Origin of the sequence: Paenibacillus sp. RU5M (assembly GCF_900221055.1) — a bacterium.
Taxonomy (GTDB): Bacteria; Bacillota; Bacilli; order Paenibacillales; family Paenibacillaceae; genus Paenibacillus; species Paenibacillus marchantiae.
Map to the genome: position 1 here is coordinate 798,591 of NZ_OBQM01000001.1, position 25,929 is coordinate 824,519.

Annotated in this window: 21 protein-coding genes; 16 read left to right on the forward strand and 5 right to left on the reverse strand. The window is 47.1% G+C overall.

Translation table 11 applies throughout. The annotated features are described in order from the left end of the window. Positions 1–67 precede the first annotated feature (67 nt). The gene (locus tag CRO25_RS03810) at positions 68–493 is read right to left on the reverse strand and encodes a MaoC family dehydratase (protein WP_063562754.1); all 426 of its coding nucleotides are present in this window, start codon (positions 491–493) and stop codon (positions 68–70) included. 211 nt (positions 494–704) lie between these two features. On the opposite strand from CRO25_RS03810, the gene CRO25_RS03815 reads away from it, so the two are divergent. The 9 genes from CRO25_RS03815 to CRO25_RS03855 all read left to right on the forward strand — a co-directional run bounded on the left by CRO25_RS03815 (position 705) and on the right by CRO25_RS03855 (position 8,671). Further along, positions 705–1,694: a LacI family DNA-binding transcriptional regulator gene (locus CRO25_RS03815; RefSeq protein WP_063562753.1), complete on the forward strand. Its 990-nt coding sequence runs from the start codon at positions 705–707 to the stop codon at positions 1,692–1,694. Next, positions 1,687–2,568: a ribokinase gene (rbsK, locus tag CRO25_RS03820; protein WP_079693874.1), complete on the forward strand. Its 882-nt coding sequence runs from the start codon at positions 1,687–1,689 to the stop codon at positions 2,566–2,568. The genes CRO25_RS03815 and rbsK overlap by 8 nt, the downstream gene beginning before the upstream one ends. After that, positions 2,565–2,966, forward strand: a complete 402-nt coding sequence (gene rbsD, locus CRO25_RS03825; protein ID WP_072733236.1) for a D-ribose pyranase — start codon at positions 2,565–2,567, stop codon at positions 2,964–2,966. Before rbsK ends, rbsD begins: the two co-directional genes overlap by 4 nt. Before the next feature lie 15 nt (positions 2,967–2,981). Beyond that, on the forward strand, positions 2,982–4,463 hold the full coding sequence (locus CRO25_RS03830) for a sugar ABC transporter ATP-binding protein (RefSeq protein ID WP_079693873.1): 1,482 nt from the start codon (positions 2,982–2,984) through the stop codon (positions 4,461–4,463). Position 4,464: 1 nt separating this feature from the next. Beyond that, positions 4,465–5,436: a ribose ABC transporter permease gene (gene rbsC / locus CRO25_RS03835; RefSeq protein WP_063562749.1), complete on the forward strand. Its 972-nt coding sequence runs from the start codon at positions 4,465–4,467 to the stop codon at positions 5,434–5,436. A 14-nt stretch (positions 5,437–5,450) separates the two neighbouring features. Next, the gene (rbsB, locus tag CRO25_RS03840; protein WP_063562748.1) at positions 5,451–6,380 is read left to right on the forward strand and encodes a ribose ABC transporter substrate-binding protein RbsB; all 930 of its coding nucleotides are present in this window, start codon (positions 5,451–5,453) and stop codon (positions 6,378–6,380) included. A gap of 186 nt (positions 6,381–6,566) precedes the next feature. Then, positions 6,567–6,932, forward strand: a complete 366-nt coding sequence (locus tag CRO25_RS03845; RefSeq protein ID WP_079693872.1) for a hypothetical protein — start codon at positions 6,567–6,569, stop codon at positions 6,930–6,932. Positions 6,933–7,032: 100 nt separating this feature from the next. Then, positions 7,033–7,605, forward strand: coding sequence for a TetR/AcrR family transcriptional regulator (locus CRO25_RS03850; protein WP_079693871.1), 573 nt, complete (start codon positions 7,033–7,035; stop codon positions 7,603–7,605). A gap of 310 nt (positions 7,606–7,915) precedes the next feature. Further along, positions 7,916–8,671: an SDR family oxidoreductase gene (locus CRO25_RS03855; RefSeq protein WP_072733233.1), complete on the forward strand. Its 756-nt coding sequence runs from the start codon at positions 7,916–7,918 to the stop codon at positions 8,669–8,671. 95 nt (positions 8,672–8,766) lie between these two features. Here CRO25_RS03855 and CRO25_RS03860 read toward each other — a convergent pair whose 3' ends face one another. The 4 genes from CRO25_RS03860 to CRO25_RS03875 form a co-directional block, all read right to left on the reverse strand. Further along, positions 8,767–10,482, reverse strand: a complete 1,716-nt coding sequence (locus tag CRO25_RS03860) for an extracellular solute-binding protein (RefSeq protein WP_079693870.1) — start codon at positions 10,480–10,482, stop codon at positions 8,767–8,769. Next, entirely contained in the window at positions 10,476–12,209 is a 1,734-nt protein-coding gene (locus tag CRO25_RS03865; protein ID WP_079693869.1) for a sensor histidine kinase, read from the reverse strand. Before CRO25_RS03865 ends, CRO25_RS03860 begins: the two co-directional genes overlap by 7 nt. An 18-nt stretch (positions 12,210–12,227) precedes the next feature. After that, positions 12,228–13,865: a response regulator gene (locus CRO25_RS03870; RefSeq protein ID WP_063562743.1), complete on the reverse strand. Its 1,638-nt coding sequence runs from the start codon at positions 13,863–13,865 to the stop codon at positions 12,228–12,230. A 336-nt stretch (positions 13,866–14,201) separates the two neighbouring features. Further along, complete coding sequence (locus CRO25_RS03875; RefSeq protein ID WP_079693868.1) at positions 14,202–15,740, reverse strand: glycoside hydrolase family 31 protein; 1,539 nt, start codon at positions 15,738–15,740, stop codon at positions 14,202–14,204. Between the two features lie 312 nt (positions 15,741–16,052). Between CRO25_RS03875 and CRO25_RS03880 the strand changes: the two genes are divergently transcribed. From CRO25_RS03880 to CRO25_RS03910, 7 genes are all read left to right on the forward strand, one after another. Beyond that, entirely contained in the window at positions 16,053–17,342 is a 1,290-nt protein-coding gene (locus tag CRO25_RS03880; RefSeq protein WP_179132074.1) for a sugar ABC transporter substrate-binding protein, read from the forward strand. Between the two features lie 75 nt (positions 17,343–17,417). After that, entirely contained in the window at positions 17,418–18,287 is an 870-nt protein-coding gene (locus tag CRO25_RS03885; RefSeq protein ID WP_079693866.1) for a carbohydrate ABC transporter permease, read from the forward strand. Positions 18,288–18,299: 12 nt separating this feature from the next. Beyond that, positions 18,300–19,136 carry a carbohydrate ABC transporter permease gene (locus CRO25_RS03890; protein ID WP_072733229.1) on the forward strand — a complete coding sequence of 279 codons (837 nt, stop codon included), beginning with the start codon at positions 18,300–18,302 and terminating at the stop codon, positions 19,134–19,136. A 269-nt stretch (positions 19,137–19,405) separates the two neighbouring features. After that, entirely contained in the window at positions 19,406–21,250 is a 1,845-nt protein-coding gene (locus tag CRO25_RS03895) for a DUF4832 domain-containing protein (protein ID WP_179800932.1), read from the forward strand. A gap of 268 nt (positions 21,251–21,518) precedes the next feature. Next, positions 21,519–23,741: a helix-turn-helix domain-containing protein gene (locus CRO25_RS03900; RefSeq protein ID WP_072733227.1), complete on the forward strand. Its 2,223-nt coding sequence runs from the start codon at positions 21,519–21,521 to the stop codon at positions 23,739–23,741. Between the two features lie 235 nt (positions 23,742–23,976). After that, positions 23,977–24,963 carry an ABC transporter permease gene (locus CRO25_RS03905; protein WP_371129236.1) on the forward strand — a complete coding sequence of 329 codons (987 nt, stop codon included), beginning with the start codon at positions 23,977–23,979 and terminating at the stop codon, positions 24,961–24,963. A 29-nt stretch (positions 24,964–24,992) separates the two neighbouring features. Continuing rightward, positions 24,993–25,892, forward strand: a complete 900-nt coding sequence (locus CRO25_RS03910) for a carbohydrate ABC transporter permease (RefSeq protein WP_063562736.1) — start codon at positions 24,993–24,995, stop codon at positions 25,890–25,892. Positions 25,893–25,929 lie beyond the last annotated feature (37 nt).

Here is a 25,929-nt window from a genome sequence, read left to right on the forward strand (position 1 = left end):
GCGCATCAGACCTGATGTGCGATCGTTTTTGTTTTCAAAGTCAACAACGGAAACGAATTGTACAAATTCAGTTGCTAATCAGAGCACTTAATTCTGCCTGAAAAACCTTCTCATTATTTTGATTAAAAGTAGTGAGCAGCACGGTAACAATTCCACCCCTGCTTCTTCTTGGAGCCAATTCAATCACTTCGGATAGAACATTGATTTCATCATCTGGAAACACAGGTTTGATAAACTTTATGTTATTCATGCCGGTTCCTGCGATAACATCTTCTCCATATATCCCGAGTTCCACCCAAAGTTTGAAGGACGTGCTCATCGTCTGCATACCCGAAGCAATGAGGCTGCCGAAGCGTCCTTCTTTGGCTTTTGCCTCATCTATATGCATATATTGAGGGTCATATATTTTTGCAAAATCAATAATATCTTTCTTTGACAATTGAATAGACTCTGTTCTATAGGTCTCGCCTATAACATACTCGTTAAATTTCAATGATGTACACCTCCAATATCTACTCTAATGGATAAGTTGAATTCAAGGCAAGTAGTCATTTTATGAAGATGCTAGGGCATAATAAAGCAAGTGTAATCAGGTCTCTTTCTGGTGACTTGGATAAATTTCCAGTAACAAAAGGATTGTCAAACTTAATAAAATATGATATTTTCATATCTGTAACCGGTTACACACATAGGAGTGAACGTTCATGACAACAATAAAAGATGTAGCTAAATTGGCTGGCGTTTCAGTTGCCACTGTATCAAGGGTCATTAATGAAAGAGGTTATGTTCATGCGGACACTCGTAAGAAAGTGGAGGAGGCGGTCAAGCAGCTTAACTTCTCTCCCAATGAGGTGGCCCGCTCTTTATACAAGCGTAAGTCCAAATTGATTGGCCTGCTGTTACCCGATATTGCAAACCCTTACTTTCCGCAGCTTGCACGCGGCGTAGAGGACCGGATGCAGGAGCAGGATTTCAGATTGATTTTCGGAAATAGTGATGAGGATGAACAGAAGGAAAAGGATTACATCCAGACTTTTATCCAGAATAATGTAGTCGGCGTAATCTCTTCAACGAATTACCCTCATTCTTCAATATATGAGAACTTGAAAATTCCCGTGGTGTTTCTTGACAGAACACCTCTGGACAGTCCCTCCGTATTTGCGGATGGCAGAGAGGGCGGACGTCTGGCTGCACGGGAGATCATCAAGCGTGGAAGTCGACGAATTACGGTTATGCAGGGACCGGCACATATCAAGCCTGCGCAGGATCGTTTTGAAGGCGCAATCGAGAGCATACGTCAAGCTGGTCTGGATTACCGCGTAATCCAAACGACATCCTTTTCCTTTAACGATGTTGGGTTATGGGCGGATGAGCTTTTTAGCAAGTACGGCGATACAGACGGAGTCATTGCAAGTAATGACATCGCAGCTATGGCGGTACTGCACGAGGCATTGCGCATCGGTAAAAAAGTTCCGGAGGATATGCAAATTATCGGCTTCGACGATATCCCGATGAGCAGCCTGCTATCACCAGCATTGTCGACCATTCGCCAACCGGCATATGAGATGGGAAGGGAAGCTGCCGGTTTGCTTATCAAACTGGTGGAACAAGCTCCAATCGAAAACAAACACATACAGCTTCCGGTCAGTTTCATTGAACGGGGCACAACAAGAAAGGTGAATTCAGATGGCTAAAATATGCGTAATTGGCAGCAGCTCCATGGATTTGGTTGTTACTTCTGCAAGGCGGCCGGGGGCGGGTGAAACCGTCCTTGGCGACAGCTTCAAAACAGTTCCTGGCGGCAAAGGAGCAAATCAGGCAGTTGCTGCCGCAAGGCTGGGGGCCGACGTTTCCATGATCGGCCGGGTGGGTGATGACACTTTTGGTACATCCATTTTAAATAATTTCAAAGCAAATGGTGTAAATACGCAGAATGTGAAACCGGTTACACATATGGAGAGTGGTACGGCTCATATCGTGCTGGCTGAAGGTGATAATAGTATCGTGGTGGTTGAAGCGGCAAATCGTGAAGTTACACCAGCCTATGTCGATGAAGCGGCAGAAGTGATCCACCGCGCCGATATTGTATTGATTCAGCAGGAAATCCCGGAGGAAACCGTTGTTCGTGTCAGCGAGATTTGCGCCCAAAGCGGAACTCCGCTGTTATTGAATCCAGCTCCAGCGAGAAAAGTACCGGATGAGGTCATCGACAAAGCTGCTTATATCACGCCGAACGAGCATGAGGCCGAGATATTGTTTCAGGGCATGACTCCGGCAGAAGCGCTGCGCAAATATCCAAACAAGTTGTTTATTACGGAGGGCAGCAACGGAGTTAGATATTTTGACGGCGAACAGGAAATCGTTGTACCTACTTATAAGGTGGAACCAGTGGATACAACCGGAGCGGGTGATACGTTTAACGCCGCATTTGCGGTGGCTTTGGCTGAAGGCAAACCGCTACAAGACAGCATTAGATTCGCCAACCGGGCTGCATCGCTATCCGTGACCAAGTTTGGGGCACAAGGAGGCATGCCGACACGGGATGAAGTGGAGGAAAGCCTGAAATGAAGAAGCTGGGAATATTGAACAGTCACATTTCGAAGGTGTTGTCTGATTTGGGTCACACGGACATGATTGTCATCGCGGATGCTGGCCTTCCGGTTCCAGAAGGGGTCCCCAAAATCGATTTGTCCTTGAAACTGGGAACACCGAGTTTTCAAGAGATCGTGGAGCTTATTGCGGACGATATGGTCGTTGAGAAAGTGATTTTGGCAACAGAAATCAAGGCAGGGAATCCAGAAGCTATGCAGTTTATTACCGAGAAATTTGGCGATGAAGCCATTGACGTTTCCATTAATCATGAACAATTCAAGGCGTTGACCCGGAATGCCAAAGTGGTCATTCGTACGGGCGAAGCTACGCCGTATGCCAATTGCATTTTACAATCGGGCGTCATTTTCGGTTAAAAGGGGGACGGTATCATGCATATTCAGATGCAAGACATATATAAAGCTTTTGGCACCAACCAAGTGCTAAGCGGGGTGGATTTCGAACTAAAGGAAGGCGAGGTTCATGCCCTGATGGGAGAGAACGGGGCTGGAAAATCCACGCTAATGAACATTTTGATCGGTCTTCATGGGCGGGATCAGGGAACCATCTCCATTGACGGCAAAGAAACCTATTTTGCCAATCCGAAGGAAGCTGAGAAGATGGGGCTTGCTTTTATCCACCAAGAGTTAAACGTTTGGCCGGAAATGACGGTGCTTGATAATCTCTTCATAGGTAAGGAAATAACTTCGTCTTTTGGATTGCTGAATTCAAGACAAATGAAAGCGCTTGCCACTGAGCAGTTTGCCAAGCTTTCCGTACAGATTCCGCTGGATCGTCCTGCCGGGGAATGTTCTGTCGGTCAGCAGCAAATGATTGAAATTGCCAAAGCACTGATGACCGACGCCAAAGTAATCATCATGGATGAGCCCACGGCGGCGCTTACGGAGCGGGAGATTCAGAAGTTGTTCGGCGTGATCACTTCGCTTAAGGAAAATGGAGTTTCCATCGTATATATCTCGCACCGGATGGAGGAGATTTTCACCATTTGCGACCGGATTACGATCATGCGTGACGGTAAAACGGTAGATACCAAGGCGATCCCGGAGACCAGTTTTGACGAAGTTGTGCGGAAGATGGTCGGACGGGAACTTACGGAACGATATCCGGCACGCAATCCTTCGTATGGTGAAGTGGTCCTGGAAGTAAGGAACGCAAGCAGCAAAGGATTGTTCCAAAATATCAACTTTACGGTGAGAGCAGGCGAGATCCTCGGGTTCTCCGGGCTGATGGGTTCGGGACGGACAGAGATCATGCGGTCGATTTTCGGTTTGGAGCCTCTGGACGGTGGCGAAATTATGATTCGAGGCAAAAAGGCTCATATTCGGAAGCCTGCCGACGCGGTTAAACATGGAATTGGATTTATTACGGAAGACCGGAAAGATGAAGGTTTGGTATTAGATTTCTCCATTCGTGAGAATATGGCCTTACCTAATCTGTTCAGCTTCTCAAGTAAGGGGTTCATCTCGACCCAGAAAGAACAGGAATTCGTAGATACGCTCATCAAACGTTTGCAAATTAAGACACAATCATCCGAAACAGCGGTACGAAACCTGTCAGGGGGCAACCAACAGAAGGTGGTTATCGCCAAATGGGTCGGCATTGGCCCAAGTGTGCTCATCCTGGATGAGCCGACACGCGGTGTGGATGTTGGAGCCAAGCGAGAGATTTATCAGTTGATGAACGAGCTGACTGACCGCGGAGTTGCCATCATTATGGTATCTTCCGAACTGCCTGAAGTGCTTGGCATGAGCGATCGAATCGCGGTTGTGCATGAGGGACGCATTAGTGGTGAACTGGCAAAAGAAGAGGCAACACAGGAAAACATTATGACATTGGCTACAGGGGGACAATGATATGACAACTTTGCAGGAAAACCAACCCGCCAAAAGCGGTTTCCGCTTGACGAATCTAACACAGAAATTAGGTCCGTTGCTTGGACTGATCATTCTGATTATCATCGTATCGGTATTAAATCCAAGCTTTTTGGAACCGCTTAACATATTAAATCTATTGCGTCAGGTTTCGATTAACGCGCTGATTGCCTTTGGCATGACATTTGTCATTCTGACAGGCGGCATCGACTTGTCGGTGGGCTCCATTCTGGCTTTATCTAGCGCCTTTGTAGCCAATATGATGCTATCTGGCCTGGATCCGATTCTGTCGATCATTATCGGGGTTGCGCTCGGCGGTGTCATGGGTATGGTGAACGGACTCATGATAACAAAAGGCAAGATGGCTCCGTTTATTGCTACATTGGCGACGATGACGGTGTTCCGTGGATTGACGCTGGTATATACGAACGGTAATCCGATTACCGGATTGGGCGATAGCCTGCTGTTCCAACTGTTCGGTCGTGGTTATATGCTAGGCATACCGGTTCCAGCAATCACAATGCTCATTACTTTCGTAATTCTGTGGACGATTTTGCACAAAACTTCTTTCGGCCGTAAAACGTACGCGCTTGGTGGCAATGAGAAAGCGTCTATTATCTCAGGTATTAAAGTGCATCGTGTGAAAATCATGATTTACTCCCTGGTAGGTATGCTGTCAGCGCTGGCAGGCGCGATCCTGACTTCCCGTCTGAATTCTGCGCAGCCAACGGCAGGTACTTCATATGAACTGGACGCCATTGCAGCTGTTGTTCTGGGTGGAACAAGCCTATCAGGTGGTAGAGGACGGATCGTCGGTACATTGATTGGGGTCCTGATTATCGGCGTGTTGAACAATGGTTTGAACCTGCTCGGAGTGAACTCGTTTTATCAAATGGTTGTAAAAGGTGTCGTTATTGCCATCGCTGTCCTGCTGGACCGCAAGAAAACGGCTTAAGGAGAGAAGCGAATATGAAAAAACTAACCATATTGCTTGTAAGCGTAATGATGATCGTTCTTGCAGGATGCTCTTTGGAGCCTCCGGGTTGGGCTAAGCCCGACTCTGCCGGAAGCAATGGACAGAAAAAAATCGGCCTGTCAGTTTCTACGTTGAATAATCCCTTCTTTGTTTCCCTCAAGGACGGAGTCGTTGCAGAAGCCAAAAAACAAGGAATTCAGGTCATCGTGGTTGATGCTCAAAATGATTCAGCCAAACAAACCAATGATGTGGACGACCTGATTCAACAGGGCGTGGATGCTCTGCTGATTAACCCTGCGGATTCGGCGGCAATCTCAACGGCTGTTCAATCGGCCAATAGCGTGGGTATTCCAGTAATTACATTGGACCGTTCCGCAGACAAAGGCGACGTGGCAGCATTGGTCGCATCCGATAACGTCAAAGGTGGACAAATGGCGGCGGAATATTTCGTAAAACAGCTTGGCGAGGGAGCAAAAGTGATTGAACTTGAGGGTGTACCCGGAGCTTCCGCAACAAGAGAGCGGGGGAAAGGTTTCCACGAGATTGCTGACCAAAAACTTAATGTGGTTGCGAAGCAATCTGCCGATTTTGATCGCTCCAAAGGTTTGAATGTAATGGAGAATCTGCTGCAGGGCAATCCTGACGTGCAGGCTGTATTTGCCCATAATGACGAGATGGCATTGGGGGCGATCGAAGCGATCCAAAGTTCTGGTAAAGACATTCCCGTGATTGGATTTGACGGCAATGATGATGCGATCAAATCCATTAAGGACGGAAAGTTGACAGCAACAGTAGCTCAGCAGCCAGTACTGATTGGCCAGCTGGCGGTGCAAGCTGCTCTGGATGTACTGGGCGGCAAGCAGGTAGAAAAATCAATCCCTGCTGAATTGAAGCTGTTGACCAAGGAAAACGCAAACGATTAATTCAACAAGTACGTCCCGTTCTGGACAAAATGTCTAGGGCGGGATTTTTAATTTATCCATCTGCTACGGTGAAAAAGACAGTTAACATTGAAACCTGCGGTAGTTTTTGCCCGTTATATTATTGATCGCACCTCGCGGGAAATGTAAATTAGTTGTATGCATGAGAAAAGGAGAGGTTAGCACTACATGGAAAATGTATCAGAGGAAGAACAATTGCTATCCATTCAAGCTTTCCAATCGACCATACGCAAATCCGAAAACGCCTTGACTAATTTGACTCAGAAAGGGAATAACACTACTTTATTAAAGAAACGACTTAACGCCTTATACGTCGGTTTGGCTATGCTGGAAATGGCCTGGAATCAAAAAGCTCATCAGTACACCAACGAAGAGTTAGCAGGAGCTCGAAATGTTCTGATTGGATTATTCCCATCACTTGAGAACAGTTATAATAAGTCCAAAGCGGGCAGCCCTCAAAAGACGCTTTTAAGAAGAAGAATCAAGGCATTCGAATTAGCTGTTCAAGCCATGGATGACGTTGTGAAAAAATAAATCTTCTTTTGCGCATGTCATCCCTGTAATCTATGCACTTGTTCATTTTAGTTTGCCGATGGTTCACTCCAATGTATAATGATTATTCGAGGTGATGAGGATGGCAAGATCCAAAGAATTTGAAGTTAATGAAGTATTAGATAAAGCCATACAATTGTTCTGGGCCCAAGGATATGAGAAAACTTCAATGCAGGATTTGGTAGGGTTTATGGGCATTCACCGCAGAAGTATCTATGATACATTTGGGGATAAGCATGCTCTCTTTATGAAAGCTCTTGAACGATATGAAACGAAGCAGACCAACAAAATGAGCTTTCTGATTGATACACAAAAACCAATCAAAGAGATCATTCGAGCATTGTTTGAGTCAACAATAAGAAATGAAGGACAACCTTTAGGATGTTTTCTTGTAAACTCAGGCGTAGAACTGGGCGTATTGGATCCTGAAGTTGCATCCTTGGTTAATGAGAGTTACTTGCGAACAGAGGAATTCTTGAGAAACCTTGTTCTGGAAGGCCAGCAAAAGGGTGAAATCAAGGCTAACATTGATCCTGTAGTTATTTCTCATTATTTGATGAATGCATGGGTGGGCATACGTACGTTGGTTAAGACCACTACGGATCAGCAAAAATTAACAAATATTATGGATATGACATTATCCGTTTTAGATTGAAAGTGGAGTTATAGCTTGGATGGCAAAGAGGGAGTTGTCTCCACGAAGGCTGATTTGTTTTAGTGATACAGGTTCTTATTCTGTTAACGTTATAAAGAACTTGTATCGCATGTCTGGCAAAACTCATAGTTCCCTGTTCAAACATCATTATATAGTAGTCAGAAAATAATTCTTTACTGTTCGTTCTAGAAATGATATTCTAAATAGCAAGTTAGATCTAACTTTTTTTTTGCAATATCAAGAACGATCGTTCTAAAATTATTTTGAAAGCTTATCTATATAAAATACATGTTGATAAGGAGAAAATAGGATGAAATATACTGTTATTACGGGTGCAAGTTCAGGGATTGGATATGAGACAGCATTGGCATTTGCTGCACGTGGCAAAAACTTAATCCTGGTCGCTAGAAGAGTGGACAAATTAGAAGAACTCAAATCAGCAATTCAGAATATTGATGCTACAGTAGATGTTATTGTTCATACAAGTGATCTTTCGGATACAAGACAGGCATACACACTTTATAACACGCTTAAGAAATACCAAATTGAGACTTGGATTAACAATGCGGGGCTCGGTGAAGGTTCTTTTGTAGCAGAACAGAATTTGGAGAAAGTTGAAACGATGCTGCGTGTGAACATTGAGTCCCTAACGATCCTTTCCACACTGTATGTGCGAGATTACGCAGACGTAGAGGGAACTCAGTTAATTAACGTTGCATCCGCACTTGGATATGCCATCGCTGTTGGGAGTGTTGCGTATTCGGCATCGAAATATTACGTGAGTGCCTTCACAGAAGGGCTTGCCAAAGAACTTGAAATAAAAGGGGCAAAATTAAAAGCAAAAGTACTGGCTCCAGCAATTACGGAAACGGAATTCGTGAAGAAATCATTAGACACAGAAGAATTTGATTACAAAGCAAACATGTCTAAATACCACACTGCCAAAGAAATGGCAGGCTTCATGTTAGATCTATATGATAACAACGAAGTCGTAGGGATTGTAGACCTGAACTACAATTTCAATCTGAGAAGCCCAATCTATCCCATCATTTCAGAGCTGCATTAATTTAATATTTCATCAAACATGGCGTACAACTTACATTGTGCGCCATGTTTTTATCTGATCCTTTCAATTTTTAAATAACCCACAGAAAACAACGATTATTGATTGATTTTTTCCAGCGATGTGTACCAGTTGTTCACCTCTTCAGTGATCTTATCGCCACCTAGTTTGTGCCATCTAGCGACGACGAGATCGAAGCTTGACAACGGCTCCTGCCCGTATACGATTTTGAGCATCGCGTCATGCAGTAACTCGTCAAGGGCGTCACCGATCTTTTCCATCGTATGCGTAGGTGCACCTGTGAAGGCATCTGTTTTGTAGACGGAGGGATTGCTTTCAACGATTTGCCAGCCCTTCAGCTCTTGAGGTGTACGGAGTAGCTTGTTTTTAATGTCATATGAGGTCTGATCGGATACACCGCTGTTGATGCGAGCAATCGATTCACTGAGCAGGTTAGGCACAGAGGGGAGAGACAGGCTTAAGAGATACTTCTGGGGGTCTGCAAAACCGCCCGGAACCTGGCTTTCCAGAAATGTCACCTTGCCATCCTCATAGCCGTAGTCGTAGCCTTCAGCGATACCCCAGCGATACGGTGAGCCAGCAGGAGGATCAATGAAGTTGTCATAAACAAAGTTCATATAGTTGAAAAAAATCTCGGGATTCGCCATATCTGCGTTGATAGCAATTGCCCCATACTCTGGTGGTGTGCCACGCGTACCAGATAAGCCGCTCGGCCCGACGGGGATCGGGTATGCCTCGAACCGGGCGTCCGGTACGTTCGCAGTTACGTTCCCTAGCGGCCATCCGGCCGCCCACAGCGGCGCCACAATCATGCCTGTCTTGCCAAGCTTCCATGATTCCGTCGCTTGGACCTCATCGAGAATCTCAGCATCCTTTGGTATGTAGCCTCGCTCCATCCAGCGTTTTAACGTCGTTAGACCTTGCCGAACACTTGGTTGGACCGTACCGTAAGACAGCATCCCGTCCGGGTCTGTGCTCCATATATCCGGCATCTCCCCATAAGCCCCAAATACAAATCCCGCATCCGACATCCAGGTGAAAAACGAATTTTTCAAGCTGATGCTAAGTCCATAGGTGTCGTCTTTACCATTGCCGTCCGGATCTAGATGAACGAACGCATCCATGACGGATTCCATCTCTTCGAGGGTGGTGGGCGCCTTCAGACCAAGCTTATCAAGCCAATCCTGACGAATGTACAATACCTCGTTCGAATTCATCTTGCCGTCGAGGATTGGTATCGCCATTTTTTTGCCGTTGATCATGTACCGCTCCCACGACTCGGGTGCCTGCGCCATGGCTGCCTTCCACTTGGGTGAGGCATACTGCTCGAACAACTCTCCTACGTCGCGGAAGGCACCGGAGCGCAGCAGTGGATACATATTTTGTCCACCCTTGAATGTGACGATGTCGGGAAGGGACTGACCGGTCGCGATCAAGGTGTTCAGTTTATTGATGTAGACATCCTCATCACCAGTCGTCGTCCAGAGGTAATTGACCTTGATGCCAAGCTTGTCCTCAAACAGTCGGCTCAGTACGTTGTTTTGCAGATCCTCACCGTTTTTGAACTCGATGTCCGGGTACAGATGCCCAACGGTCGTCAAGACGACGGGAGACTCATATTTTCCACCGATGAACGAAGGGGCAGGCCTGACAGAAGTGTTTTCTTTCTTCAGTAGTTGGGAGGGTGCCGTTGGATCTTCCCAAAAGATAAACGAGAAAATCATAACGACTAGAAACAAGATGATCGCGAGGCCAAACAGACCTGTCTGCCTCAACCATTTCCAGATTAACATATCTCTGTTACCTCCTGTTCACGGACCACTTTCCAGCGCAACGTCACCTGAAGTCCACCCAGTTCTCCATTAGCCAGCTCCATATCGGCCTCTGAGCCGAGCATCGCTCTCATCCGCTCATATACATTGTGAAGCGCCCACGCAGTATTGGCGTCCGCGCCGTAGTAGATTGCATTACGAAGCGTGTCGAGTCGACCGGGCTCGACACCACAGCCGTTATCCGCCACAATAAGCTCACAATATTCACCGTTGGAATAGCCACGAATTCGGATGTCACCAACCATGCGCAGCGCCTCAATGCCGTGCAGAATGGCATTTTCCGCGAGCGGTTGTAGAAGCAGTCGCGGCACCTGTATATCGAGGAGCTGCTCTTCGACATCAATGATGAAAACGAAGCGGTCCATCTGAAGGCTCTGGATCGTCAGGTATAACCGGACGAGCTCAAGCTCATCCCGCACCGTTGTATACGTGTTCTCGAACTTGATCGTTTGCCGGAAATAACGGCTTAAGCTTATAGACATGTCAATGACGGCCTGCTTCTCATCAAGCTCGGTCATACTCTTGATAAATGCAAGCGAGTTGTACAGGAAGTGCGGCTGGATCTGGGATTGGAGCTGCCGAAGCTTTGCTTCTTTGGAGCGTATCTGTTCCATGTAAACCCTTTCAATTAATTCTTTGATCTCTTTGGACATTTCGTTGAAGCGCTCAAACAAATACATGAATTCGTCATTGCTCTCTTGGTGGAGCTTGATGGAATATTGACCGGATGTGATTTTCCTCACGCCCCAGAGCAGTTTACGTATCGGAATCTGCACGTCCCGGTATAACAGCAGGGCGAGCAGGATACTGAACAGAAGTAGGAAAACGCTAGAGAAGTAGTAGAGACGCTGGTTGGCATAGATCGGATTGAGCACCTCACTGATCGGGGTATAGTCGGCGATGTACCAATCTTTAAAGTTACTCAGAGCAGTGAAATTAACGAGGTATTGCTCACCGTTCAGTTTAATAAGTCGGTTACCACTCAGTTCTTTACCAACTTCAAGTCGGCTTGTCAATTCACGGATGAAAGGAAGCTTCCCTGTGTCGCTTGCAAGCACATCCCCGGCCGTAGACAACAAGATTGTGCTGTTGTCGTTCGTTCCCTTGGCGCGGTCCAAGTAGGCGAGTACATTTTTGGTGTCGATCTTGGCCCTGACGACATAAGACACTTCCTCCGGATCAAAGCGGAAGGTGTACGGATGCGCCAAATAATACGTCAAATACGTGCCATCGCCCGTCTGCTCATACTGCCAGAACGGACGGAAGTGCGTCTCCAGGTACAGTTCGCTTAACTTTGACGAAGAGGACGTGGAGGAGAAAGATGAACTATCCTCATCGTAAATCACCATAAATTCGGCGTTCCAGTTGTTCAGGGCATGCAACAGGTTCAACTTGTCCGATACCCGCAGTTTCAACTTGTTCAGCTCAAAATCTCCTTCCAGAAAGGAAGGAGTCGCAAGCAATCGCACATCTTTGTCGAGTACGAGAAAATCGCTAAAGGACGATACTTTGGACAGATTGTTGTCGATGTCTCCGGCCAGGAAAGTAAGCTCATTCAATTTCACTCTTTGAATTTCCTGCTTGATGAGCCGCACGCTGGAGCGATTGGTCAGATAGTACAGAAGCAGGGTAGAGACGAGCAGTAGAAAGATGACAAGTACAATTTTTGTGAAAATGGTTAGTTTCATTATAATGTCCCCGTTCGGTCAGGAGGATTGATGACGGAAGTCTTGCGGTGTCAGTCCACAATGCTCTTTGAACAACTTGATGAAGTACTGCGGCTTATGGTAGCCGATTGCCGTCGCAACGTCGCTAACCTTGAGTTCTGGTTGCTCGATAAGGATTTCCCGCGCGCGCTGCATGCGCACTTTGTACAAATATTCGCTAATATTTTCGCTTGCCTTGCTTTTGAACAGAGCGGACAGATACGCGGGATGCAGGCCGACGTGATCCGCTGCCGTCTGCAGCGTGGCGTCCGCGAGATGCGCTGTGATGAACTGCTGGACCTTACGGATGAGCGCTACTTGCTCATTGTTCCATTCGCTTTTGGTCATCTCCCGCAATCGCTCGAGCGTGAGTACTATCCAATCCTGAAGCTGGTACATATGGCGGAAACGGTTGGCTTCAGAGGCCTTTTCCAGCTCTGGAGGGATGATCTCAAGCAGGCTGAGTCCGTTTTTGTGGGCAAAAAAGCTGAAGGCGCCCATCGCGTGATAATAGAGCTCAAGGAGCGTTTCCCGTGAATCCATTCGTTTGTTTGTCACCTCAAGGAAAATGGCGTCCCACTTGGCAGAGATCGCCTCCCACTGGTAAATTTCGAACAACTGGATCAACGTGGGTGACTCGTAAAGACTATGGACTCGGTAGGGCTTTTCCGGCACTAAGGCGTCCTGCAGGCGGATTAAGAGGTCCGTCTCACCGCCAAGATGGCGGGTGAGTATAGCCAGTGCGTCCTGGTAAGTTTCACGCAGGCCATGAGCCATGACCTGCCAGTGGCTCACGACGATTGAAATGCTGCTTTTGAGAAAGTGTCTGACGTGCTGCTGCAGCCTGGCCGCCAAATGTTCGAGGGATCGCTGCCGATTAAGCTCCGGCTCCTTCTCCCGCGCTAGCCATGACTCTTCCCGTACCTTGAGAACGAAGACTTCATGCTCGTACGCATCACGCCCGTGCCAGACATGAAACAATTCCGAGAAGGTTTCCTCAGCGATATTTGCGACGGCCGAGGAGAGCAGGGACTGGTCCTTCCAGTTCAACTCCTCAGCAGACGATTCAATGCGTAGGAGGCATATTGCAGTTTCGTCGCTCGGACAGAACGGCAGCCGATAATAAGCCATTTTTTCTTCGAGAAGCTTGGGAGCAAGCTTCCTACCTTGAAGCAGATCCATAAGCAGCTTTTCTCGAAACAATGGCATATGTTCGCTGAGCATGCTCATTGCCTTCACCTGTTTTCCCCGTTCGTCCCATTCCAGATGAAGCGCTTCCGTAAGTTGGCGCAGCATGTCGGCCAGCTCTCTTTGGTCGACTGGCTTGAGCAGATAACCATCCACCTGTTGTCTGATCGCCTCCTGTGCGTAGTCCCATTCGCCGTAGCCGGATAGCAGGATGCTTTTGAAGTGTTTGTCGTATTTTTTTATATGCTCGATCAGCTCCAGGCCGGAGATCCCGGGCATTCGAATATCGGTGATGATAATATCGACGGGATAGCTCTTGCAATGTTCGAGTGCCTCTTCGCCAGAGAAAGCCTTGTGAACCTTGCCAATGCCGAGCGCTTCCCACGGCATGGTGCGTTCGAGACTGTCCACGAGATGAGCATGATCATCAACAATTAGTAGCTCATACATGCTTAAATCCCCCAGTCAGTTTTCACTTGTTACGGTTGACGTATCTTCAACCTTTTTATTATCTGAGCAGAACTGTTCCTTTGTCAATTGCAGGCTGAAGACGCCAGAATCGTTGCCTTGAATTCGCTCATCTCGACGACTAATCCCTGCCTCAGCCTTGACACCTCGGCAGCGAATGCCATCAGATGGCTGTCAAGCGAGGCCTGAGCGGAGGCGACTGCTACGAATTCGGCCTCGTCCGAATGGGCGAGTAAATAGGGAGCATAGCTAGGCAGCCCTCGGGCGTTTGCGCCAATCAGAGCCAGCTTTATTTTTTCATGGAGATATACATACCTCCTATTGGATTTTGCGATACCAAGGCAAACGTGAGAGGGGCGCATCAACTTGAAGTTCGGTAGGCCCGTTGATGATATTTCCATCCTCGTCCTGCCATTGACCTTCAGGAAAAACCACGTTTCTGGATGTCAGGCCCTTGACGACAACTGGCGCAACGAGCAGATTCTGTCCGAGGAGAAACTGGTCATTTACGAGCTCATAGCCGCAGTCGGGATATTCGAACTCCAAGCTGCGCAGTATCGGTAAACCGTCTGCAGTGGCTTGGCGAGCAAGCGCCAGAAGTTCGGGACCAAGCTCGGATCTTAGCTGTACAGCGTCAAGGCACCAGGTTAGCTCCTCACCTTTCAGCACGCGCCAGGGTGCCATGGAAAACTGCATCACAGGGAACAGTGCGGCACACTGGGTATACCGTATGAACAATTCGCTGTCAAAGTGAAATTCCGGGGAGTTGATATCGCCGTCCATACCGCCGCCGATCATATCGGGGCAGTTAAATGCGTAACCAAGCAGTCCCTGAGCAATCGCGTTGGGTATGAGTCCGCTGAGCCCAGTGGCGTCCCACGTATGTGTCTTGTCCCGCTGGCGCTGGATGAGTCCCTGGCCACCGAGTTTCCAACACATCCGCAACTCAACCAGCGAGTAGCCAACTCCGAGATTAGCATATGCTTCGCAGTCTTCAAGCTGACGCAGGGGACGAGTCCATGCAACGGGCTGGGTCGTGTCCGCTCCGCCCGGCAAGAACGGCTCGCCGGCGTCAAGCTTAAAACCATCAACACCGTAATCAGTGATCAGACGATCCATCTGCCGCTTGAACCAGGCCGCACCTTCCTCCTTCGTATAATCCACAACTGCGCTGTACCCATTCCACCAATGTCGGATGATTGGCGCGTTGTCCACGCCTATTAGAAGCAGATCACCCGCCCGCAATTCCTTAAACATGGTGCAGTCCGCACTTACGTATGGGCACATCCAGAGCATCACCTTGAAACCCATGCCATGAAGCGTATCGATCATCTCCCGGGGATTCGGGAACCTGTGCTTGTCAAAGTCCCACATGCCATAATCCATCATCCAATTGTCGTCGATAATGAGGACGCCGGGCGGTAGCCCGTTCGCTAGAATTGATTCTGCATAACGGATAATTCTGTCCTGCGTGGGGTTATAGAACATCTCGACCCAGGTACAGTACTGCGGGGCTGTGAAGACGAGAGCGTAGGGCATTTGCTTGGAAGGAGGGAAGTGTGTGCCAGCAACATGACGGTATGCTCCCTGCAGGGAGCTATGTTCCTCTTCCACGACGACTTCACCTGCGTTATCAAAGACCGAGAGTCCATTCCCGTCCACATGGAAAGCAAACGGTTCCTCGCTCCAAATATATCTGCCTTTATTGGAGAGCAGCAAAGGCGAGGCCTGATTGTCATCCGTCACACGCAAATCCCTCGTATATGTTGTCTGGCCAAACGGCATGGAGCTGCCATCGTTGATCACACCGCCCCACCAGTACTCACCGGGCAACCGGGTGATTGAGATATTATTCATGGGAGAATTCTCCTTTGGAATTGCGGACAAAATCTTGTGGATGATTTGCCCCAATCGTTTGAATTTAGGTACGCGTTTTATTATGCAGAGATCATCCGCAGTTGGGAAGGGGATCTTAAAAATGTGGTTTGAATCTTAAAATCTGGGCATTTAAACCGGATTTTTCCTGATTTATGATGAGAACGTCAAGAGCTCACGACGATCGACTGACGGAAAAAACGCGCATTTTTTCCGTCCTCCAGCTTTTGGAGCATGATTGCTGGACATAAGAGTACAACTTCATTTTTAAGAAAAGTCGAGGGGAGTTTGATGATGAATATAAGAAAAAAAATGGCAGCAGGGATCGCCAGCTTACTTCTTGTCTCGTTGATGGCGGGCTGTAATAGTTCTAACGACGGGGGCGGGGCTACCGACGGTGGTGCCCAGAAGAACGTTACGATCTCTTATACGATCTGGGACAAAAACCAGCAGCCGGCAATGGAGGCGATCGCCGATGCGTTCACTGAGCAGTACCCGAATATCAAGGTGAAAGTTGATGCTATTCCTTGGGGCGAATATTGGACGAAGATGTCCGCCGCAGCGCCAGCGGGAATGCTGCCTGATGTATTCTGGATGCATGGCGGTCAGTTTATGAAGTACGCAGAAGGCCAGTTCCTCGAGCCGATCACGGACAAAGTGCAGGCCAATGAAATCGATCTGAACAACTACGCGTCCAACCTCGTCTCCATCTATACGATGGACGGTCAAAAATACGGTATTCCAAAGGACTTCGATACCATTGGTCTGGCCTACAACAAGGAGCTGTTCGATCAGGCGAACATTCCTTATCCAGACGATACATGGGATTATGCCAAGCTTGCTGAAGTCGCCAAACAGCTAAGTCAGCCAGACAAGGGCATTTACGGTTTTGGCGCAAAGCTGGACACCCAAGCGGGCTACTGGAACGACATGTTAGCGAACGGTGGTTTTATTTTAAATGACGACATGACCAAATCCGGCTATGACGAATTGGCTTCGATTGAGGCACTAAAGGCCCGTTACCAGATGATTCTTGACAAGGCTTCGCCGACGCACCAGCAGATGACCGACACGGATTCGGTCGAAATGTTCAAGTCCGGCAAGCTCGCGATGATTTTCGACGGGTCCTGGGACAACGGCAATCTGGCGAGTAGTGAAATTATCAAAGGAAAGTACGACTGGGCACCCCTGCCGAAGGGGAAGGTCAAGCGTGGCAATATCATTAATGGCATCGGCAACGTCATGTCTACAAAGGGTAAGCACAAGGATGAAGCATGGCAGTTCCTGAAATTCCTCGGCTCCAAGGAGGCCGCTGAGATCACGGCAGAGATGGGTGCCGCGATTCCGGCATTCAATAATACGCAAGACGCATGGGTGAAGAACAATCCCGATTTGAACCTGCAGGTATTTATTGATCAGGCTGCGGACGCTACTCCGTACCCGAGTGGTTCAAAATCGTACCCAGTCTGGTTCTCGAAAGAAGCAGAAATCATGTCACAGGCATGGGGCGGCGCCATTTCAATCGAAGAAGGTGCCAAGAAAGTGGCGGAAATGATGAATCAGACGATTGAGGACGCAAAGTAAGCGCCCTACGTCAGGCAAAATTGTCGATGGTATTCCGGTTAACGGAATACCTATGGCACAAATGAGGTGAAGGCAATGCATTCGAAAAGCAGATATATATGGGCTTATATGATGATCGCTCCGACATTGATCGGAACGCTCGTTTTCTGGAGCTGGCCAGCAGTCTATTCCATCTATCTGAGCTTCCTGAAGTCCGAAAACTTCGGCCTTGTCAACCACTGGGTCGGTTGGGCCAACTACGAGAGATTATTTATGGACGAAGAGTTCTGGCAAAATCTACGTAATACGATACTTTATGTTGTGCTGTTTGTACCTACGACGATTATACTTTCGACGTTCTTCGCCGTACTGCTGAACGCTAAGATCAAGGGTCAGGCTGTCTACCGGGTCATTTATTTTCTACCGCAGGTTACGATGGCGGCCGCGGCTGCTATGGTGTGGGTCATTATTTTCGCTCAGGATTACGGACTACTAAACTCTGTACTCGGCACACACATCGCGTGGATCTCTGACAATCGGTTCGCCATGTATGCTCTTGTCATGGTCGGTGTTTGGGGAGCGATTGGCTTTAACATGTTGCTGATCCTAGCTGGGCTTCAAGGCATTCCACGTACTCTGTATGAGGCGGCTGAGATTGATGGCGCTGTCGGCTTTCGCAAGTTTCGTTCCATCACGCTTCCGCTATTAACACCAACACTATTTTTTACGTCGATCGTGCTTGTGATCGGTGCCACACAAATTTTTGACAGTATCTATCTGATTATCGGTAAAACGAACGTTGCGCTACCGGCCGTGCGTTCTCTTGTATACGCTTATTACCAAAATTCATTTATCTATTACGATCAGAACTATGGAGCAGCGATTGTCAACATTTTGCTGGTGATCAACCTGGTTTTGACGGGTATCCAGTTCATGCTGCAAAAAAAATGGGTGATTTACGATTGAGGAGGTACGAAAGTGAGCAGAGTTGTCTCTTCGAAGCATAGAAGCAACCTAATTATTCATTTGGTTCTGATCGCTGGCGCAGCCGTCATGGTGCTTCCATTTCTCTGGATGATTCTTACGTCGCTCAAGACGACGACGGAGGCGACCCAGATTCCGATTACGATATTACCTGCCGAGCCGAGCTTGCGAGGCTATATAGACGCCCTTAGGCAATCGGCCTTCTTGCATTATTATGCGAATACGCTGATGGCTGCGTTCATGAAGACATTATTCCCTGTCGTCTTCAGCGCGATGGCGGCCTTTGCATTTGCACGCATTCGCTTTCCGGGTAGAGGTCTGTGTTTTTTTCTGATCATTTCGGTCATGATGATTCCCAACCCGGTGTTCTATACCCCGCAATATTTGATGATGAGCAAACTTGGCTTGGTGAATACGACGACCGCACTTTGGATCACTTCGCTCGTCAGCCCATTTGCTACCTTTTTGCTGCGCCAGTTTTTCCTCGGCATCTCCAAAGAATTGGAGGAGGCGGCAGTGCTCGACGGATGCAATCCGTTCCAAATCTTTCGCTACATCATGCTGCCGCTTGTCAAGTCAGCACTGGTTGCAGTCGTCATCATCCAACTACTCTGGTCATGGAATGAACTACAGTGGCCACTTATCATCAACAGCTCACCGGAAAAATTAACGCTGTCGGCAGGCCTTGCCACACTTGTCTCCATGTTCGGTACGGATTATCCTGTATTGATGGCTGGGGCGTTCATGGCCGTTATTCCGATGCTCATACTGTTTTTTATTTTCCAACGGCGGTTTATTGAGGGTGTCGCCTTCAGTGCCAGTAAGGGATGATTTTTTGAATTACGCCGATGTAATCTGTGAAAATGGATTGAGCGTACCACCACGTTTACTAAGCTTTTTGCATCAAGTAGAGACGAGGTGTGTTCTCGTTCATGCGTGGAGTTTTAAGCTGGAGAGGGGGTGAGTGAGACTGGCGAGCAAGTTCGTTGCCATATTTAATAGTTAATCTCATGCGAACAGGAGTGAAAGATGCAATGTCGAATGCAAGGCTTGCAAGGCTAGGATTGATGATGGTCGTCTTTTGTCTACTTGGTTCAATAATGTTTATGAACTTCAAGCCCAACCATGCCTATGCGTCAGGGGAGTGGCAAGCCCAAACCTATGACCCGAACAAAGCAGGGCTGGAGCTAAATCCACTGAAGGGCTTTTTACCCTTCTCCAAGCTTCCCTCGGAAAGTGTTGATCCGAACAACAGTTTTCCGCACAGCATGGAATGGTTCTACGTTTCACTTCGTGACCTGATGACGGATTGGAACACATACAACTGGGCACCGCTGGATGCCTATCTAAATGATATCGCTAGTCGGGGCAACCAGGCGGCTTTCCGTGTCTACGTTGACTACCCGGGGCGTACAAGCGGTATTCCGCAGTTTCTAATTAATGGCGGGCTTATGACCCGAGATTATGATCAGAACGGCAATCATGATACATCCACTCACAGTCTGGCCCCCGACTGGAACGACGCAAATCTGAATCAGGCTTTGCGACAGTTCGTCACCGCACTTGGGGCCCGCTATGATGGCGATCCTCGGATTGGCTTCCTGACAACAGGATTATACGGATTTTGGGGAGAGTGGCATACATGGCCCTACAATACAGACCCAACGAATTGGGAGATGAACCAGAGTAACCGTGACGGACTGCTTTCGGCATTCAAGAGCGCATTCCAGAAGACCCAGGTACTGGCCAGGTATCCTTATTCGGCGAGTACAGCAGATTTGAAAAACGCTTTCGGCTACCATGATGATTCTTTTTCGTACGAAACGTTGTTCGCAAATGACTGGGGATTCTGGAGTTTGATTACGCAGAACGGCCTGCAGAACATCTGGAAGACTCATCCGATTGGTGGCGAATTATACCCACCCCTCCAGCAGGATACGAGTTTTTGGCAGCACTGGCCCAACCAAAACGGTGAAGACTTCCAGACCTCAGTCGAAACGACACACGCCTCTTGGCTAATGTACGATCGTGTGTACAAAAATTCTTTGCCTGACGAGACGGCTAAGCTTAATGCGCTGCGAGCTCATAAAATGCTTGGTTATACGCTGTACAATTCATCGGTGCAGCTGAGTGATTCATCGGCGTCCTCACTGCAAGTCAACGTCAAACTCCAGAACAAGGGCGTTGCTCCGTTTTACTACAATTGGGAGGTCGAGTTCGGCGTACTGAATTCCTCCGACACATGGGTTAAGTCGCTTGGCACAAAATCGTGGAATCTGAAAAGCATCTTGCCTGGAGACACGGACTATTCCTTCTCGTATAGTGCGAATCACAACCTTCCCGCAGGGGATTACAGGTTAGTCATGCGGATTGTCAATCCACTCACCGGCGGCAAGACCATTCGTTTTGCGAACACGCGTCAGGACGCGAACCTAAATGGCTGGCTAACACTGTCCGGTTTCCACGTTTCTGGGAGTGCTACGACTTCTACTTTACTGGCTGACCCGCCCGTGACGCCAGTCACACCTCCGAATTCAGGTGTTAGCACCTATGAGGCAGAGGCAGCGGGAAACACGTTAGCAGGTTCAGCGGTCATTGCGAACTGCACGACTTGCTCAGGTGGGGCAAAGGTGGGTTATTTAGGCAACGGTAGCGGCACGCTGAAGTTTAATAGTGTAACCGTGCCGTCAGCAGGCAACTACAAATTGATGATCCAGTACTTGAATGGTGAAGCGAGCCGCTCCGCCATATTAAGTGTAAATGGAGCGGCTGGTACATCGCTCAGCTTCCCAAGTTCCGGCGCTTGGACAACAGTGGCTTCACAGGAGACGACAGTACATCTGCAGGCGGGGTCCAATACGTTGCTGTTCTCACAGCCCACGGGTTATGCCCCAGATATCGACCGCATCTTAGTGAGTGTGAACCCTACCGGTTCGGGAGGGTAAAGAAGGTCAGCCATCCCTTCCAGTTAGACAGTTAAGAGAATGACTCTTACTGTTGAGTGAAATGCACCCCTTAGAATAGACATTGGAAAAACCCCTGGGTTTGGCCGATGAAATTCTAGGGGGTGCATTTTTGTATGGCTAAAAAAAGAGGCGATTAATCTACATACTGTTGAGGGGTGGACATGCCGTATTGTATGGACGTCTTCAGATGTAAGCGTGTACAATATGTAAATATATATCATTCCGTTTAAAAAATTGGGGGCTGGATATGAGGAAAACGTTATTTAATCGATTGCTGTTTTCTTATATGCCGATTTTTATTGTCGTGATCACGTTTACGTTTTTTGTTTTTTTTCAGATATTAAGCGAACAAAGCCGTAAGGAGGCGCTTAACGCCAACAAAATGCTATCATTACAGGCGATGCGTCTGATCGATACTTCCCTGAAGGCGATAGACAATATGATAATGTCGGAAACCATAAATAATAAGCAGTTGATTGATTTCTTCAATAATGAAGAGAAGAATAACATTTTCATCAACATAAGCGCAGTTAAAAAAATGCAGGATATGATATCCTATTACCCCATGATTGATTCGATCTATTTTGTGCGTTATGAAGACAATTTCGTGCTCAGTAATGCGACAAGTGATCAACTTAGCAACTACAGAGACGAGCCATTTATTAAAAAGGCTATGGATCCGCTCGCACCCAAGCAATGGTCGGGCATAAGAACCTTCGAGCAGTTTTCTACAAAAGGGAGTAAGCCTGTCGTTAGTTTGGTACGGGGAGCGCCATTTATTACGGGCAAGAAAGGCATGATCGTCGTCAATGTGGCCACTGATTCGTTGCAGAACAGTATTGCTGACCTATACGATTCAAAAACAAGCTTTATCGGAATTCGGGACGCCGCGGGAAACGATTTGTTTAGTGACTTGCATTCTAAAGAGCAATCAAAGATTTTCTCCAATTATGTATCGAGCTATACCGGATGGTCCTACCAAAGTGGACTTATAAATGGCAAGTTGTTCCATGTAATCTCTTCATTATATAATGTCTGGTTTATCATCGGTATCGTGACGATCGGAGGTGGTTTTGTATGGCTGCTCTATGTTACCAGACGCAATTCAAGACCGCTGGAACAGATTGTGGCGCGTATCCGAGGTTACCGTCTCCCTTTGTCCAAGGAGTTGGGAGATGAATTTTCCTTCATCGAATCGGCCTTGTCCAATATTATTGAGCAATCGAATCAGTATCAGCAAAAGCACGATGAAGATCTGCATCTGCGAAAAAGGTACTTGTTCCACCAACTCATTGAAGGTGACATGGGTTTAACCCATGAGGAATGGATAGGAGAAACAAACAGTCTTCAGCTTCCATACTCGTTTAATAAACAAGTCGTACTTGTGATCGAAATGGATAAATACAGTGATTTTTGCTGCCAATACTCCCGCAGAGACCAAAACCTTCTTAAATTCGCGCTACGCAGTGTTATTCAGGAGCTTGCTCCAAAATATGGGCTCGCGCTTTGGTCAGAGTGGACTTCGGCATTTCAGCTAAGCGTCATGGTAATTATGGACAGCGAGGAGGAAGCAAGTACTTCCATAACACTCAAACTTTTCGAGAGCGTTCGTGTGTGGGTACAGGAAAATCTGAAGTTTACGGTAACGGTAGGTATCGGTGAGCAGGTTGAAGAGCTTTCCAGCGTCGCAAATTCTTATAAAGAGGCGCTTAGGGCGCTTAAATATAAAATAGTGTTAGGAGAAAACAGGCTCATTACTAGCGAACACATCGCAAATCACGGTCAGGTTGAGGTGTTCTCACAATTAAACGTAATTCGATCCATCATCCAGTCGTTCAGACTTCTTGAGGACGAATGGAAGACGAAGTATGACAAGCTCATGAATGAAATGAAGCTAGGATTGTTAACGAAAGATGAAATTACAAATCTGATGAACTATTTTATTTACTATTTGGGATTGGAAATCTCCGGGATGACAAAAGAGGTCCAAGAAATATGGATGCGAGATGGGTTACCAAGGCTCAGTAAAATCATAGATGAGTGCCATTCACTCGAGCAAATGCGGGAAGAATCTTTGAGCGTGTTGAACAGCTTTTTCACAGATTTAAAGGAAGCGCAAAACAGGCGTCTGCATGCAGCTACCATTCGAGATATGCGGAAAATGATCGAAGAGGAGTATGCCAATCCGAACATGTCGCTTGAATATCTCAGTTCAATCTTTAACATTAATGGGAAATATGTAAGCAAGCTGTTCAGGGAAGAGACCGGACAGAAATTCGTCGACTTCTTGATTGACATCCGCCTGCAGGCCGCAAAGCGCTTGCTCACGGAAACACAAGGTTCCATGCAGGAGGTAGCTGAGAAGGTAGGTTATACAAGCGCGATCTCATTCAGCCGTGTGTTTAAGAAAGTGGTAGGCTACTCCCCAAGCGAATTCCGCGAAGAAGCAGCACGCAGACAGATCGGTTGAATTTGGTTAACTGGTTGAAAATGGTTTGCTACGCCTGCTTACCCAGCAGTTTCATAATGTATTTCATGCAGCAGCTCCGGCTAAACACCGGAGCTGCTGCGCATTTTCAGGCCATGCGAAGACGGTTAAGTTAACGATTATTGTTTCTTGCTGCACCTCGTTATCCTACTTTACTATGTAGAATGTAAGCGCAAACAATCAGATCGAACGAAAGGAGAAGGAGCATATGTCAAGCATGCAAAAGAGAATCAGGAAACCCGAAACTTCAATGCAAGGCCAGCCACATGAACCGGCATTGCCTGACAGCAAATCATCATTACGCTTCATTGGGAAAAAAATGAAGCGTCACTGGCAGTTATACTTGGTCGTATTTCTGCCGTTGCTGTATTTGGTCATTTTCAAGTATATACCTATGTCTGGCGTTGTCATTGCTTTCAAAGAGTACAACGTCATCCAAGGTATTTGGGGTAGCCCATGGGTCGGACTGAAATATTTCGAACAATTTTTTGAATCACCGAACTTTTGGCTGTATTTGAAGAACACGCTTGGCATTAATATGTACGGTTTGCTTGTTGGTTTTCCTGCTCCGATTCTATTGGCACTTGCATTAAATGAAATTCGTAACGGTTTTTTCAAAAGCAGTGTACAAATGATCACCTACGCGCCTTACTTTATTTCAACCGTTATCATGGTTTCTATTCTCATCGTAACTTTGTCGCCAAGTGTTGGGATTATTAGCAAGTTCACACAACTACTAGGCATTGAAAATACAAATTTCATGGGAATTCCGAGCTTGTTCAAATCGATTTATGTCTGGTCGGATGTATGGCAATTTTCAGGTTATGGTGCGATTATCTACATTGCAGCTTTGGCAGGAGTCAATCCTGAACTATATGAATCGGCAAAAGTGGATGGTGCGTCCCGGATGCAGAAAATTATTAATATTGACTTACCGAGCCTTATCCCTGTATCCGTCATTCTGCTCATATTGAATTTAGGGAATTTCATGAAAGTTGGCTTCGAAAAAGTATATTTGATGCAAAATCCCCTAAACATCAGCACTTCTGAAGTCATTTCTACCTATGTGTATAAGGTGGGACTGCTCAGCTCCAGCTTCAGCTTTTCGACTGCAATCGGTTTCTTCAACTCGATCATCAATCTGATTCTTCTTGTGAGCGTTAACTACATTGCCAAGAAATTATCCAATTCGAGTTTATGGTAGCAGCAAATCAGCAGAAAGGAGGAACAAATATGTTCAAAGCGTCAAGGATTCGGGAATCGTATGGTGATCGTTTGTTTCTACTCGGTGTCTATGCTTTTTTGAGCGTAGTGACGATTGTCGTCCTTTTTCCGCTCATCTTTATCATTTCATCATCGTTTAGCTCACCGCAAGCCGTCGTATCCGGCAAGGTGTGGCTGTTACCCGTCGACTTTACGCTGGAAGGCTATAAAGCGGTGTTTCGAAATCCACAAATCGTTTTCGGTTACTTGAACTCGCTCTATTATACAGTCATAGGTACAGCAGTCAACGTTGCTTTGACTGTTATGCTTGCTTATCCGCTCGCCAGAAAAACGTTCTACGGCCGTAATTTCATCATGGTCCTTCTAGTCATCACGATGATGTTCGAAGGAGGGCTTATCCCCTTATATCTCGTAGTAAAAAACCTTCATATCCTCGATACACGTTGGGCGATGATTTTGCCAGGAGCCATGGCGGTGTTTCAAGTGATTGTCGCTCGGACCTTTTTTCAGACCACGATTCCCGAGGAAATTGCGGAAGCTGCCGAACTCGATGGCTGTAGTGACATCCGGTTCATTACCAGTATGGTAATTCCGCTCTCCAAACCCATTTTGGCTGTGCTGACGTTGATGTATGCTGTGGGCCACTGGAATGCTTACTTCGATGCATTGATTTTCCTGAAATCTCCAGATTTGTTCCCGTTACAGATCGTGTTGCGTAACATTCTTATTCTAAACTCGATCGATCCGACTATGGTGACCAATGTTGATCAGATGTTGGCGCAGCAAGGATTGAAGGACTTGCTTAAATATTCACTTATCGTTGTCGCAAGTGCACCTGTCCTGATCATTTATCCGTTCGTGCAGAAGCACTTTGTTAAAGGTGTCATGATCGGTTCATTAAAAGGATAGTGACGGGGAGGTAGCTCAACCAGCATTTAAGGGGGTG